A 13,526-nucleotide genomic window follows, 5' to 3' on the forward strand; every position below is an offset into this window, starting at 1 on the left:
TAATTATAAAATTGCGTTGCGTAAAAATACATTAAGGGGACATATTTTGCTACATAAAGCCGCAACGTTTTCTGCGGCTTTAGCGCTTAGAATGTCTTTATCTTTAATATGGTGCAGGGCTATAAAGCTTTTGAGCTTTAGCAACTCAATATGCTCGTGGTCGGCGGTGTAATCGCGGGGAAGCGTTTTCAATTTATCCTGCGCTCTAAAATCACCAAACAGCTTAACAAAAGCTGCATCATCAATCACGTTTGTCAAATCGTGCCCATTATAATCAATTTCCTGGCGTATAGCCTTTAGGTGAGCGGCATCGGGCATCCAGTAACCACCAGCTATAAATGATTTGCCGCCGGGCTGTATTTGAAAATAATACTCGGCTCCGCCTAACTTTGTACCGGTTGTGGGCAGGCTTATTCCAAAGTTATTTTTATAAGGTGTTTTATTTTTGCTAAAACGAACATCACGGTAAATACGCATAACACATTTTTTTGCATCCAGCTCTGGGGATAGCGCCGGATCCACCTTATGCATCAGCTTGATTAGCTCTGTAGTAAAATCAATGACGTTTTGACGTGCCTGGTCATATCGAACTTTGTTGTCCATAAACCACTCGCGGTTGTTATTGTCAACCAAATCGCTTAAAAAATCAAGTGTTTGCTGTTGTATCATCTACATCTAAATAAGCGTGATAATGGATCTTCGGCGACAGCCAAAATAAAAGCATTACTCTTGACGCCCTGAAAATTACCGGAGCAAATATAAAACATCCACCAATAATTACGCAGGTATATAACCACGGCGACGTGGTGTTGCCGGTAATAAGATAAGTAAGCATAGCTATGGTAAATGATGTACCCACATTTAAGGCATAGCTTATGTACATAGCTGCATAAAAATAACCAGGCTCAATCTCGAAATATAGATTACACCTTGGGCAATTTAAATTGATACGGTTAAATGAAAAGCTGTAAGTATGTCCCTCAAACATATTACCCCTGCGGCATCGCGGGCATTTAGCATGCAGCATTGCGCTTGCTTGAGATGTTTGAGCCATAATAGAAGGAAATGAAGCGGGCCTAATTCAGATTAAAGCGTTCGTCGCGCATGACCAGATCAACATTTTTGCGGCGATATTTTTTGTACCAGATAACGCCGACTATCATAACAGCTATGTAAGGCGCAGCCAACAAGTACATAATACCGTTGTTTAATCCCTTAGTAGTTGTATTACCGTTTTTAGCGTTTGATTCTACAGTGGCAGTACACATGGCGCACTGCGCGCTTACTGTGGCGACACCGCCCGCCAATAGGTAAACGGTAAATAATATCAATAACAACCTGTATATTCTCATCAGTACAAAAATAACAATTAATTGCTACCCAACGTTTTATCAGGCAACTTTGACAATACTATTAAAAATGATAAAATGGCCTTATCATTAAATACACCACTACACCGCTAGCTGTTACAAATAACCAAAACGGGAACGTCCACCTCACCAGTTTGCGGTGCTTCTCTACCTGCATTTGCAGGCCGCGATAAAAACTCAATAATATTAACGGAAACACGCCAGCAGCCAGTATAATATGCGGCACTAAAATAATTAAATACACCTTACGTAAGCTCCCATACTCCGTTAGCTCACTGCCCAATACCTTGCCGTCTCTGTTTACATCGCCATACACTGTATCAGTACGCATTAAATAGTGAAACAATACGTATGACACCAAAAACACTGCAGACAAGCAGAACGTAAGGATATTTAATCTTTTGTGCATGGTAATATTACCTCGCTTAATAAAGTAAAGAGACACCAGTAAAAGTACAGTGCAGGTGCCATTAATCACCGCGTTAAGCATGGGCAAATACGGAGTAAATGCCGGCGCGATAGCCGGACCGGGAATAAGGTGCCTGTTTAGCAACACCACTAACAATACTACAACTATTGTAACTATAGCAACGAAACGGAATATAAATTTATCGCTCATTTTTATGAAGAGTCTGGAGTCAAGATGCAACAATCAAGACTTTTTATTAATAATTATATGCACACGTTATCTCTTGATTCTTAGCTGTTACTTTTGAAACTAATATAGCGGTTTATCAATTTTACGCAATTCTTCGGCTATCATTACTTTGATCTCATCGTTTAACTTCGCGATATCTTTTATTGATGTGCCCGAGTAATATCCTCTAACGTGTTTTTCCTTGTCTATCATGATCAATTTATCGCTGTAGATAAATTCGTCTTTATTCACCTTAACCGCATCAACCAAAAACCCTTTACGCGCCAGTGGATAGATCACTGATGTATCGCCGGTTAAAAATTTCCACTCAATACCGGGTGGTTTAAAATTCTCCGCGTATTTCTGCAACGCAGCTACCGAGTCGCGCTCAGGGTCGACAGTTATCGATATAAAAACAAACATTTTGTTCTTGGCATAATCATTCAGCAAGCCTTTAATGTTGTTGTTAATGGTGTTACAAACCGCAGGGCAGTTGGTATAAAAAAAGTTGACGATGAAGATTTTGTTGGCCAGGCTTTCAGAACTTACGGTATCGCCGTTTTGGTCTACTAATTTAAAAGCAGGTAACTGGTGATAAGTGGTATCAGGTATCACTTCGCCATGAAACTTATGGCTGGTGCCCGACATTTCTTTAGGGCCAAAATAAGGCAACGGTTTATAGCGATTTTTGCCCTTTGTGTTTAGTAAATAATATAAAAATCCCGGTAATGCTAATATCATTACCAGGATCAATATTTTTTTTACGGGACTAATTTTTCGTATCATCTATCTCAGCGTAATCCAGTGATGACTTTCGTTTGTCAATACCAGGATTAAACCAATGATGAAAAGTATAGGTACGAGTATTGTATATACTAAACCTGCTTTTTCAAACTTTAAGTGCATAAAATAGGCAACTATATAAAATGCCTTAGCTAACGTCAAGATGATATAGATAGGGTTTGCAATGTTTAAACCCATGTGGTGATTTGGTACCAGGTAAAGCGCAATAAAGAACTCTACACAAGTGATGGCTAGCAGTACGAAAAATATTTTCCATATGCGGCCGCGGGTCATGGTATCACCGTGGTCGTGCTCGCCGTGTTTTATTTCAGTGTGTTCTGATGACATGTTATATCAGGTTAAATAATGATCAAACTAAATAAAAGAATGTAAATACAAATACCCATACAAGGTCTACAAAGTGCCAGTAAAGGCCAACTTTTTCAACCATAAGGTAGCTGCCGCGACGCTCATAAGTACCAACCAAAACGTTGATGGTAATAATGATATTGATAATAACACCGCTAAATACGTGGAAACCATGGAAACCTGTAATAGTAAAAAACAAGTTAGCAAACTGGTGTGCCGACATTTGCTGAGCTGCTACAGCAGGCTCGCCGTGAAAAAACTCTTTAAGGGTTTCCAGGTTAGTTGGAATGCTTGACCACCAAAAACCTTCATGGTGTAAGTGCGTCCACTCTAAGGCCTGGCAACCTAAAAACATTAAACCGCCTATAATAGTCGCAACCATCCAGCCCAATACTTCTTTTTTAGCGTTGCGGTGACCGGCTTCAACCGCCAATACCATCGTTACAGAGCTCATGATCAGGATAAAGGTCATGATACCAACAAACACTAACGGTGCGCCCTGCTCAATGCTGGTTAAAGGTACCGATTGAAAAACTTTATCGGCAGCAGGCCAAGCGCTTGCGCTGAAACGTAATGCACCGTAAGATATTAATAATGACGAAAAGGTAAATGCATCCGACAGGAGGAAAAACCACATCATCATTTTACCATACTCAATATTGAACGGCGATTTGCCGCCCGACCATGGCGTTGTTTTTAGTTCATCAATTTGTGATACTGTTGCGCTCATTTGTAATTAGCTATAGCGTTATTAAATTATTGGTTCAAAAGTAAAAAAACATACAGATAAATCCATATAATATCTAAGAAATGCCAAAAAATAGATGTCATCTCCATACGATACAAATTGCGGACCTGTGGTATACGTTTTATGCTGCCACTTAACGCGCTTATCAGCCACGCTATGCCACCAATAATGTGCAACACGTGCAGTAAGGTCATTACATAAACGAAAGACCGGGTTGCGTTTGGATCAACTAAATAGACGTGCATTTTGTAGGCCATATAATACCAGCCATACACCTGCAATATTAAAAAACCAATTCCAAGTCCCATTGTGGCCCAAAGCATTATTTGTTGCTTGCCATAATCAAGTCGCTTTGCCGCCCTTGACGCCAGGAACAATGTTAAGCTACTTAAAAGCAACGCGCCGGTACTATATCTAAAAGCATCGGGCAGAGTAAGATTAAGGCCTTTGCCATTACCGCCGATGTAAACTATAAAACCGCTGGTAAGCGCCGCGAAAAGCATAAACGAAGTGAATATAAAAATCCACATCACAAACTTCTTCGCGCCCAGGTTTACTTTATCTTCTTGCTGTATCGCCGCCATTATTACTTCGCTATAAAATCAAATAAAAACATTAGTTGCACTACAGGCAAATAAAAAAACGAGCCAAACATCAGCTTGCGGGCCTCTGCAATTTGCAGGGTACGTAACAAACCTATTGACTGGTATAAAAATATCAAGCTACAAACCAGCGATACGCCACCTACGTAGTAACCGCCATAGCCGTAAAAGGTTGGCAATAAACTCACAGGTACCAATATAATAGCAAACAGCACAGTTACTACAGCGCTGGCTCTATCCCTCTTCTGCGTTGGCAACAAACGGAAACCGGCTAATTTATAATCGTCGTCTAACACCCAGGCTATTGCCCAAAAGTGCACAAACTGCCATATAAACTGTATAGAGAATAAAATCAAAGCAATCTGGTCAATATGGCCGCGTGGCTGTCCTGCAACGTAACCTATTAGCGCCGGTAAGGCCCCAGGTATAGCCCCAACAAATACTGATATAGGCGATTTACGCTTTAGAGGCGTATAAGCAAACGCATATAATAAAATGGAGAACACAGATAACAAACCCGTCAGTAAGTTTAATGAGCCAAGTAAGTAAGTACCGGCTATACCCATGCCTAATCCTAATACCAAACCCTGGCCGGTAGTCATTCTGCCGGCAGGCATTGGGCGGTCCATAGTGCGTTTCATTAATTTATCAAGGTCAACCTCAATTACCTCGTTAAAGCAATTAGCCGCAGCGGTAACTAAAAAGCCACCGGCAACCAGCTTTAACCAGTTAATCCACATGGTGGCGCTATATAATGATCCCCAAGTGTCGCCACCGTTTGCTTTTACTGCAATGATAAAAGATATCGAGGCCGAAAACACTACGAGGAATGTGAGTCTGAATTTGATCAGTTTTGAAAAATCACTTCCCTTCATCGTCCTCCTCCGTGTATGTTAACCGACCGGTATAAATTTAACATTAAATAATACTGCGCTCCAAAAATCAGGCTAGCCAACAGTATGTGCAAGGCCTGCGCGTATGGCGGCAACGCCAGATATGATAATATTATTCCGGTAACTATCTGCAGCATAATAATTAAAAAGCTAAAGCTCATGATCTGTTGCTGTAAGGAGTGCCTGCTGAACGCTCTACGAATCAACCCAAACAGTAATAGATTTATGACCAAAACAAAAACAGCAAGGTCACGATGGTGCGCAAATATGTCGCCGGCGTTCTTGATCCATTCGGAACGGTAACCGCCCTGTAAACGATTTGACACCGCGTCTATCTTTTCGCGTACTTCGGTACCAAAAGTTATTTGCAGTAGCGTAATAGCTAACGATAGGAAAGTAACAATATGCGTAACCGGATTCACCCTTAGTTTTGGGCGGCCGGCCACCTTAGCCAAATGATAGGTAGTAATACAAATAGCCAATATAGCCAAAGCTATTAAGAGGTGTACAGTGATGATCCAGGCTACTAGGTTGCTTGATACCACTATTGACCCTAACCAAGCCTGAAAAGCGATCAACACCAGGTTAAATACACTTAAATAAGGTATCAGCTTACTAGCATCGCGATAACTAAAAGAGTAAACTGCCGTGAGCAACAAAAATATACCAGACAGCGCGCCTATCAAACGGTTACCGTACTCTGTCCAGGTTCTGGCTACATTAAACTCTTCGGGTATCAGTATCGATTTGTCCTCGCGCAGGCGCTTCGCTAAATCACTGTAACCGAATACATCAAGTGTGTTTGCAAAGCGCTGATTTTTGGCCAGGCGGCCTGCAACATATTTGTCTTTATACCCGGTCGGCAAATCAGTAACGTCTGTTGGTGGTATATATTGGCCGAAGCATTTAGGCCAATCCGGGCAGCCCATGCCCGAGCCGGTGCTACGCACTACACCACCCGCCAATATCAAAACAAAAAGCAGAGCTATACTCAAGAGGTTAGTCTTTCTGAATCTGTTTTTTGCTTTTGGGTTACTCATCTAAATGTTTTCTAACAAATTAGGGTACCTGTTATGGAATTTATTTCCGGTACAGATACCCTAAAAGATCAGATCGGTAAGTTTATTTACTTTACTTCTTCGTTTGTGCTTTTTGTGTTTGTCCACTTAGCCTGAGCATCTAAACCTGCAGGATTATCTTCAAAATCGTGCGGAAGGTTTGAACTCATGGTTTGCGAAAGCGGAACTGTTTGAGGAATATAATCATCTTCGGCACCCGGCTTACTGTAATCATATGGCCAACGGTAAACGCTTGGGATCTCGCCCGGCCAGTTACCGTGGATCCGCTCAACAGGTGTAGTCCACTCTAATGTATTAGACTGCCATGGATTTTGAGTTGCCTCTTTACCCCAGAAAATAGAGTGTATAAAGTTAAATAAGAATGCCACCTGCGCACATGCGGACATGATAGCTGCCCAGGTAATGAATAAGTTTACAGACATCCATTGGTTAAACGCAGGGAACTCGGTCATTGAATAATAACGACGTGGTACACCATCAAGGCCCATAAAGTGCATTGGGAAGAATACCAGGTAAGCGCCAATGAAAGTTAACCAGAAGTGCAGGTAGCCTAATTTTTCGTCCATTAAACGGCCAAACATTTTAGGGAACCAGTGGTACACACCCGCCAACATGCCAAATATAGCGGCCGAACCCATTACCAAGTGGAAGTGGGCTACCACAAAATAGGTATCGTGTAAATTGATGTCTAACGCGGCGTTACCTAAGAATATTCCGGTAATACCACCAGAAATAAAGAATGACACCATGCCGATAGCGAACAACATTGCAGGTGTAAACCTGATGTTACCGCGCCATAGTGTAGCTAACCAGTTAAAAGTTTTTACCGCCGATGGTACCGCGATAATCAAAGTAGTGATCATAAACACCCCACCCAGAAACGGGTTCATACCAGTAATAAACATGTGGTGACCCCATACTATGAAAGATAACACAGTAATACCTATCAGCGAGTAAACCATTGCGTGGTAACCAAAAATTGGTTTACGCGAGTTTACAGACATAACCTCTGACGAAATACCCATTGCAGGCATAATTACGATGTATACCTCCGGGTGACCAAGGAACCAGAATAAATGCTGGAACAGAATTGGGCTACCACCTTCAAACGGCATAACCTGACCGGCGACAACGATGTCTGATAGGTAAAAGCTCGTACCAAAGCTACGGTCAAATATCAATAACACCACCCCTGCAACTAATACAGGGAATGATAACACACCTAATATAGCGGTTAAGAAAAACGCCCAGATGGTCAAAGGCATCTTCCAAAGGTCCATCCCTTTAGTACGCATGTTTAATACTGTACTAACGTAGTTGATACCACCCATTAATGATGATGCTACGAAAAGTACCATACTAATTAACCATAACGTCATACCCGTCCCAGAACCTTTCATGGCCTGTGGCAATGCAGATAATGGCGGATAGATCGTCCATCCCGGACCGGCAGGGCCCTTTTGGATAAAGAATGATGACAACATGATAATACAAGCCATAAAGAAGAACCAGTATGACAACATATTCATAAATGGCGATGCCATATCTCGGGCGCCAATTTGAAGTGGTATTAGTAAGTTACTGAAAGTACCACTCAAGCCGGCCGTTAATACAAAGAATACCATAATGGTACCGTGGATAGTAACTAATGACAGGTAGAACTCCGGATCTAAGCGACCCTCTGGAGCAAAACGGCCCAATAATGTTTCCATTAACGGAAACGCTTTGTCAGGATACGCTAATTGGATCCTGAAAAGTATAGATAAAATCATCGCAATAACCGCCATCGTAATACCTGTTATCAGGAATTGCTTGGCAATCATTTTGTGATCCTGGCTAAATACGTATTTAGTAAGGAAAGTATCGTGGTGATGCTCGTGACCGTCTTCGTGATGTGCTACTCCGTGATCGTGAACTGATAATGTTGACATAATCGCTAATTAATTGTTTAACGCTAACTTTTGTGTAATACCTTGATTTTGATCTGCTGATGCCATTTTTAGCTCTGTACGCAATTGCGGGCTTAAATACAATTTTTGTTTGGTTATCCATTGGTTGTATTCGCCCTCTGTAACAACGCGTACAACTTTTTGCATGTTGTAGTGGCTGGCTCCGCAAATTTTGTTGCAGTAAAGGGTGTATTCAAACTCTGGATTCTCTGTCTTAGCACGCATCTGCTCCGTTGTTAACGTCGGTTTAAATTTGAAAAATGTTGGTAAACCCGGCACCGCATTTTGCTGCACCCTAAAGTGTGGCATGTAAACGCTATGTATTACGTCCTGGGCAAATATATTTAAGCGTATGGTTTTATTCACCGGCAATACTAAAGTATCAGCTAACAAATCGTCAAGGCCATTCTTGTCTTTAAAATCAAGGCCCAGTTTGTTGCTCCCAACAATTAGCTTGAAATTCTTTTTACCTAACACGTTATCAGTACCTGCGTAACGAATGTCCCACGAAAACTGTTTACCTGTAATATCTATGTTGATAGATGGTTTACCGGCAACCTCGGCACTGTTTTCCACTTCTTGCCACGTAAAGAAACCAAATATCACCAATACTGTTAAAACAATAGCCGGGATAATCGTCCAAACTTTCTCGATGGTATTGTTATGAGGTAAGTAGTAAGCTCTGCGTTTGTCTGAGTGTTTGTATCTAAATAAAAAGGTAAATAACAATATCTGGGTAACAACAGCTACAAACATAGTGATGATTGACGTCGTAAAAAACATTGCGTCTATTTTAACGCCGTGTTCTGAAGCTGCTGCAGGTAAGGTTTTAGTACCATGCTCGGTAAAATCCCAGTATGCGCCTGCTAAACCAAACACTAAAAACACCAGGCATATAATAGCCATAATATTGTTCCACTGGATACCTTTTTTACCTTGTATCTGCTGGCTTAGGTCATATACTTTTAGTACTTTACCTATAACAGCAATTGATATGCATGCTATAAAGAAAAGAAGTACGTAAAAACCTACGCTTAACCAGTTAACACCCGGTTTTTCAGCCTGGGCCGCTGCGGTAGCCTGTGCCATCAGTGTGTTAGTGCCCACAAGCATAAACACTGCTAAAAGCGCAGTTACCTTTTTAGAATCTATTATTTGTTTGAATGCCATTGTATTGGTCGTTTGGTATTCTTTATTGGGTTGCAAATTTAGTAATTATTATATGTGATGATGTAAGCTCTCACCGATGAATGGGTGGTTTTTAGGAATGAGCGATTTAAATTTGCTTAATGTGGTAAAAAACAGGAAACAAAACAATCCAACAAAACCTAAAAATATACCGATCTCTTCTACACCAAAACCTCTGTGGTGCGGGCCTACTGTAGCAGGCATGATCATCATATAGTAATCTAACCAGTGGCCGCATATTAAAACAATACAAGCTACTTTTAATACGCCTATCGCACGTTTTGAATCGCGGGACATTAATATTAAGAACGGTGCAAGAAAGTTAATAACAATATTTAACCAGAACCAAGGCTGAAATTCAGGTTCCCACCTTTTGTAAAAATATACAGTTTCTTCAGGGATGTTAGCGTAATAGATCAGCAAGAACTGAGCGAACCACAAATACGTCCAGAAAATAGAGAAGCCAAACATTAACTGGCCTAAATTGTGCAAATGATCCACGGTGATCCAGCTAAAGTAACCTTGTTTGCGCAGGGTAATAAGCAGTAGCGTTATAACTGCCAAACCACTAACCCACATCGCTGCAAAGTTGTACCAGCCAAACATCGTTGAAAACCAATGCGCATCTAATGACATAATGGTATCAAAAGCAAACAATGGCACAGTAAAACCAAATATAACTAAGAAAGTTACACCTATGTTAAAGCTCTTTTTGTAGTTAACCATACCCCCTAATTCATCCTCGTTAGTTGAATATTTTACTAAGAGTAAACCAAGTATACTGTACGCTACTAGGTAAGCCACGATACGGCCTATAAAAAAAGGAACATTTAAGTAGTCGGCTTTACCTGCAATAAGGTGATTATAGGCCGCATTACCATGCTCGGTAAACGCCTTAGAGGCCCACTCTTTATAAAGGTAAGTACCCGTGATTTGGTGGTGCCCTTCGTGAGTAACTATCTCTTGAGTTAAAAACAAGCCACAAGCCACAATCAATATCAATATTGCGGCAGCATAAGGTAACATCTTCGCAAAAGCCTGGGGCACACGTAATAGTGCTGCAGACCAACCTGCTTGTGCCGCATATTGCAATGAGCAAAAGAAAATACCGGCTATACATACGCAGGCAAAGTAGTAACCATTTAGCAAAAGGTTTGCAAATGTACGCTCAACATGGCTTTCACCGTGACTGTCCTTGTAAAGAAGCCCGAATGCTATAGCTAAAATGCCTATAACAATGCCTATAAGGCTCCAGGTTTTGCCTTTACTGCTAAATTCAAATTGTTCGTTAAAACTGTTATGAGTTTCCATTAATTCAGTTTCTTATAAAGTTTGTAAATGGTGAACGTACATGGTCACTTTCCAACGCTCTTCCGGCGATAGCTGCGAAGCGTAAGAGCCCATAGCATTTAAGCCGTAAGTAATCGTATGATAGATCTTACCATCGGTTAAATCTTTCATTGCACCACCACGTGATGATTGCCCTTTTGAGTACGATGGAGGCGCAGGGAAACCGTGTGTAGTAACCGTACCATCACCCTGGCCTGTTGCACCATGGCAAGGAGAGCAAAATGTGATATATAATTTTTTACCCTGCTCTATATTTGTTGATGTATAGGCCAATATGTTTTTAACCTCAACACTAGCCAGGGTATAACCTTCGGTTGTTGACGGATAATCAAATCTGGTAAAACCTACCGGTGTAGTACCCGCCGGTGGTAACTGAGCTGTTTTGCCATCTTTGAAGTTCGGATTTTTTTGATCCGGGTCAAATGCAAGATGCTCATACATATTGGGGGCATACTCCCATCCGGTACTTCTCTTATCATTGCACGACGTGGTAACTATCGCTGCAGCAACGGTAATAACCGCAATACCCAATACTTTATACTTATTCATAGCTAACATATTTTCTGTCGTTATGCTTAACTTCAACAGCTCCCGCTTCTTTAAGCAAGTTTGTAATATCATCATGTGGCGTGTTGCCCTTAGCGTCGATAGCTATAACAAAACGGTCATTAGTCGCTCTAAGGTCCATTACTCTCGGCGCACGGCCCGGGAATAAATGCGTAGCGTAAAAGAACGTAAATGCCATACCATATGAAGCAAATAATACAGTCCACTCAAACGTAACCGGGATAAAATCCGGAAGAGCGAAGTGTGGCTTGCCGCCTATGTTCATTGGCCAGTCATGCACCAGGAAATAGTATACTAAACTTAAGATAGTGGTACCACCTACACAGCCAAACATGAATGCAGCATAACCTAAACGCGAATCTTTGATACCTAATTTTGCTTCAATACCGTGGATAGGCATTGGCGTATATACATCATAAATAGGGACACTATTTTTCTGTAGCTTGTCGATACCGTGCATCATTACATCCGGATCGTCAAAAAGACCTAATATAAATTTAGTGCTGCTCATAATTATACGTTTTCATATGCTGATAGATCAACACTATCAAATTTCTTCAATGATTCCTTGTAGAATTTCACTTGCTCAGGATCAAGATTACCCTCTTTGATCTGTTTTAATTTGTATTCTTCGCTTTGCTCTTTCAACAGCAATTTAACCTCGGCCATTGCTATAGAAGGCAACACGCGGATAAACAACAGGAACAAGGTAAAGAATACGCCTATTGAACCGATGAACAACGACACGTCAACCCAGCTTGGATAAAACATAGCCCAGCTTGATGGTATGAAATCACGGTGTAATGAGGTTACGATGATCACGAAACGCTCAAACCACATACCGATATTTACGATGATTGACAATACCCATGACATAGCAATATTGGTACGAACGCGTTTAAACCACATTACCTGGGTCATCAATACGTTGCAGCCATACATCATACAAGCTGCCCACCAGTACGGCCCAACAAACCTGTTTAAGAAAGTATACTGCTCGTACTCGCCACCGCTATAGTAAGCGATAAAGAACTCAGTGATATAAGCCACACCTACTACCGAACCTGTTACAAGGATGATCTTGTTCATTGATTCGATGTGGAACATGGTGATATAGTTTTCCAGGCCTAATACCTTACGGGTGACCAGCAATAGTGTTTGCACCATTGCGAAACCAGAAAAGATAGCACCTGCAACGAAGTATGGAGGGAAAATGGTGGTGTGCCATCCTGGCTCCAACGAAGTTGCAAAGTCCATTGATACAATAGTGTGTACTGAAAGTACCAGTGGAGTTGAAACACCTGCCAATATTAATGACACAGTTTCAAAACGTTGCCAAGTTTTAACTGAACCTGTCCATCCAAAGGAAAGGATAGAGTAAACACGACGGTACCAACCTGTACCACGATCACGTATAGTAGCAATATCCGGTAATAAACCTGTGTACCAGAATACTAATGACACAGAAAAATAAGTAGAGATCGCAAATACGTCCCAAATCAACGGTGAGTTAAAGTTAACCCATAATGATCCGTATTGGTTGGGTAACGGTAAGCAATATAGTGCCATCCAGGGGCGGCCCATGTGCGCTACAATGTAAGTAGCTGCGCAAATTACTGCGAAGATGGTCATCGCCTCGGCAGAACGGTTAATTGAGTTACGCCATTTTTGACGGAATAATAACAATACAGCAGAGATAAGCGTACCGGCGTGACCGATACCTACCCACCATACGAAACCGGTGATGTCCCAGGCCCAGCCTACAGTTTTATTTAGGCCCCAAACGCCTATACCGTACCAAAACGTCCAACTTACTGCAAATACCCACAGTAAAGCGCCTAATGCCGAAACCACAAATCCAATCCACCACGCTTTATTAGGTTTATTTTCAACCGGGAACAATACGTCGTCGGTTACCTTGGCATAGGTTATGCCTGTGCCGGTAACTAACGGTTCCCTAATTATTGATTCTTTATGAGATGCCATATTAT

16 protein-coding genes are annotated in these 13,526 nt (G+C 41.4%); all 16 read right to left on the reverse strand.

Annotated elements, in window-relative coordinates; translation table 11 throughout:
• Positions 1 to 3: 3 nt before the first annotated feature.
• The 16 genes from ACFSYC_RS00065 to nrfD all read right to left on the reverse strand — a co-directional run bounded on the left by ACFSYC_RS00065 (position 4) and on the right by nrfD (position 13,521).
• Positions 4 to 669 (reverse strand): DUF2461 domain-containing protein, encoded by a 666-nt coding sequence (locus ACFSYC_RS00065; RefSeq protein ID WP_377121958.1) that lies wholly within the window; start codon positions 667 to 669, stop codon positions 4 to 6.
• Entirely contained in the window at positions 647 to 1,054 is a 408-nt protein-coding gene (locus ACFSYC_RS00070; RefSeq protein ID WP_377121961.1) for a DUF983 domain-containing protein, read from the reverse strand. Before ACFSYC_RS00070 ends, ACFSYC_RS00065 begins: the two co-directional genes overlap by 23 nt.
• Before the next feature lie 22 nt (positions 1,055 to 1,076).
• The gene (locus ACFSYC_RS00075; protein WP_377121964.1) at positions 1,077 to 1,352 is read right to left on the reverse strand and encodes a hypothetical protein; all 276 of its coding nucleotides are present in this window, start codon (positions 1,350 to 1,352) and stop codon (positions 1,077 to 1,079) included.
• 61 nt (positions 1,353 to 1,413) lie between these two features.
• A complete protein-coding gene (locus ACFSYC_RS00080; protein WP_377121967.1) occupies positions 1,414 to 1,989 on the reverse strand; it encodes a DUF420 domain-containing protein in 576 nt (191 codons plus the stop codon).
• A 99-nt stretch (positions 1,990 to 2,088) separates the two neighbouring features.
• Positions 2,089 to 2,793 carry an SCO family protein gene (locus tag ACFSYC_RS00085; RefSeq protein WP_377121970.1) on the reverse strand — a complete coding sequence of 235 codons (705 nt, stop codon included), beginning with the start codon at positions 2,791 to 2,793 and terminating at the stop codon, positions 2,089 to 2,091.
• On the reverse strand, positions 2,794 to 3,138 hold the full coding sequence (locus ACFSYC_RS00090) for a cytochrome C oxidase subunit IV family protein (protein WP_377121973.1): 345 nt from the start codon (positions 3,136 to 3,138) through the stop codon (positions 2,794 to 2,796).
• A gap of 22 nt (positions 3,139 to 3,160) precedes the next feature.
• On the reverse strand, positions 3,161 to 3,889 hold the full coding sequence (locus ACFSYC_RS00095; protein WP_377121976.1) for a cytochrome c oxidase subunit 3: 729 nt from the start codon (positions 3,887 to 3,889) through the stop codon (positions 3,161 to 3,163).
• A gap of 26 nt (positions 3,890 to 3,915) precedes the next feature.
• Entirely contained in the window at positions 3,916 to 4,491 is a 576-nt protein-coding gene (locus ACFSYC_RS00100; protein ID WP_377121979.1) for a cytochrome c oxidase subunit 3, read from the reverse strand.
• A 2-nt stretch (positions 4,492 to 4,493) separates the two neighbouring features.
• Positions 4,494 to 5,384: a heme o synthase gene (gene cyoE, locus ACFSYC_RS00105; RefSeq protein ID WP_377121982.1), complete on the reverse strand. Its 891-nt coding sequence runs from the start codon at positions 5,382 to 5,384 to the stop codon at positions 4,494 to 4,496.
• Positions 5,381 to 6,442, reverse strand: coding sequence for a COX15/CtaA family protein (locus tag ACFSYC_RS00110; RefSeq protein WP_377121985.1), 1,062 nt, complete (start codon positions 6,440 to 6,442; stop codon positions 5,381 to 5,383). Before ACFSYC_RS00110 ends, cyoE begins: the two co-directional genes overlap by 4 nt.
• An 86-nt stretch (positions 6,443 to 6,528) precedes the next feature.
• Entirely contained in the window at positions 6,529 to 8,412 is a 1,884-nt protein-coding gene (locus tag ACFSYC_RS00115) for a cytochrome c oxidase subunit I (protein ID WP_377121988.1), read from the reverse strand.
• 9 nt (positions 8,413 to 8,421) lie between these two features.
• Positions 8,422 to 9,600 carry a cytochrome c oxidase subunit II gene (locus ACFSYC_RS00120; protein ID WP_377121991.1) on the reverse strand — a complete coding sequence of 393 codons (1,179 nt, stop codon included), beginning with the start codon at positions 9,598 to 9,600 and terminating at the stop codon, positions 8,422 to 8,424.
• Between the two features lie 48 nt (positions 9,601 to 9,648).
• The gene (locus tag ACFSYC_RS00125; RefSeq protein ID WP_377121994.1) at positions 9,649 to 10,929 is read right to left on the reverse strand and encodes a quinol:cytochrome C oxidoreductase; all 1,281 of its coding nucleotides are present in this window, start codon (positions 10,927 to 10,929) and stop codon (positions 9,649 to 9,651) included.
• Between the two features lie 12 nt (positions 10,930 to 10,941).
• Positions 10,942 to 11,517, reverse strand: a complete 576-nt coding sequence (locus ACFSYC_RS00130; protein WP_377121997.1) for a c-type cytochrome — start codon at positions 11,515 to 11,517, stop codon at positions 10,942 to 10,944.
• Entirely contained in the window at positions 11,510 to 12,046 is a 537-nt protein-coding gene (locus ACFSYC_RS00135) for a DUF3341 domain-containing protein (RefSeq protein ID WP_377122000.1), read from the reverse strand. The genes ACFSYC_RS00130 and ACFSYC_RS00135 overlap by 8 nt, the downstream gene beginning before the upstream one ends.
• Positions 12,047 to 12,048: 2 nt before the next feature.
• Positions 12,049 to 13,521, reverse strand: a complete 1,473-nt coding sequence (nrfD, locus tag ACFSYC_RS00140; protein ID WP_377122003.1) for an NrfD/PsrC family molybdoenzyme membrane anchor subunit — start codon at positions 13,519 to 13,521, stop codon at positions 12,049 to 12,051.
• Positions 13,522 to 13,526 lie beyond the last annotated feature (5 nt).

The organism is Mucilaginibacter antarcticus (assembly GCF_042686155.1).
In the GTDB taxonomy this organism is placed as follows: Bacteria; Bacteroidota; Bacteroidia; order Sphingobacteriales; family Sphingobacteriaceae; genus Mucilaginibacter; species Mucilaginibacter antarcticus.

Excerpts from the sequence above, each read along its gene's own strand:
- ACFSYC_RS00095 (WP_377121976.1), bottom strand. The coding sequence starts at position 3,889 with ATGAGCGCAACAGTATCACAAATTGATGAACTAAAAACAACGCCATGG.
- ACFSYC_RS00080 (WP_377121967.1), bottom strand. The coding sequence starts at position 1,989 with ATGAGCGATAAATTTATATTCCGTTTCGTTGCTATAGTTACAATAGTT.
- ACFSYC_RS00075 (WP_377121964.1), bottom strand. The coding sequence starts at position 1,352 with ATGAGAATATACAGGTTGTTATTGATATTATTTACCGTTTACCTATTG.
- ACFSYC_RS00070 (WP_377121961.1), bottom strand. The coding sequence starts at position 1,054 with ATGGCTCAAACATCTCAAGCAAGCGCAATGCTGCATGCTAAATGCCCG.
- ACFSYC_RS00120 (WP_377121991.1), bottom strand. The coding sequence starts at position 9,600 with ATGGCATTCAAACAAATAATAGATTCTAAAAAGGTAACTGCGCTTTTA.
- cyoE (WP_377121982.1), bottom strand. The coding sequence starts at position 5,384 with ATGAAGGGAAGTGATTTTTCAAAACTGATCAAATTCAGACTCACATTC.
- ACFSYC_RS00110 (WP_377121985.1), bottom strand. The coding sequence starts at position 6,442 with ATGAGTAACCCAAAAGCAAAAAACAGATTCAGAAAGACTAACCTCTTG.
- ACFSYC_RS00100 (WP_377121979.1), bottom strand. The coding sequence starts at position 4,491 with ATGGCGGCGATACAGCAAGAAGATAAAGTAAACCTGGGCGCGAAGAAG.
- nrfD (WP_377122003.1), bottom strand. The coding sequence starts at position 13,521 with ATGGCATCTCATAAAGAATCAATAATTAGGGAACCGTTAGTTACCGGC.
- ACFSYC_RS00135 (WP_377122000.1), bottom strand. The coding sequence starts at position 12,046 with ATGAGCAGCACTAAATTTATATTAGGTCTTTTTGACGATCCGGATGTA.
- ACFSYC_RS00115 (WP_377121988.1), bottom strand. The coding sequence starts at position 8,412 with ATGTCAACATTATCAGTTCACGATCACGGAGTAGCACATCACGAAGAC.
- ACFSYC_RS00090 (WP_377121973.1), bottom strand. The coding sequence starts at position 3,138 with ATGTCATCAGAACACACTGAAATAAAACACGGCGAGCACGACCACGGT.
- ACFSYC_RS00085 (WP_377121970.1), bottom strand. The coding sequence starts at position 2,793 with ATGATACGAAAAATTAGTCCCGTAAAAAAAATATTGATCCTGGTAATG.
- ACFSYC_RS00130 (WP_377121997.1), bottom strand. The coding sequence starts at position 11,517 with ATGAATAAGTATAAAGTATTGGGTATTGCGGTTATTACCGTTGCTGCA.
- ACFSYC_RS00065 (WP_377121958.1), bottom strand. The coding sequence starts at position 669 with ATGATACAACAGCAAACACTTGATTTTTTAAGCGATTTGGTTGACAAT.
- ACFSYC_RS00125 (WP_377121994.1), bottom strand. The coding sequence starts at position 10,929 with ATGGAAACTCATAACAGTTTTAACGAACAATTTGAATTTAGCAGTAAA.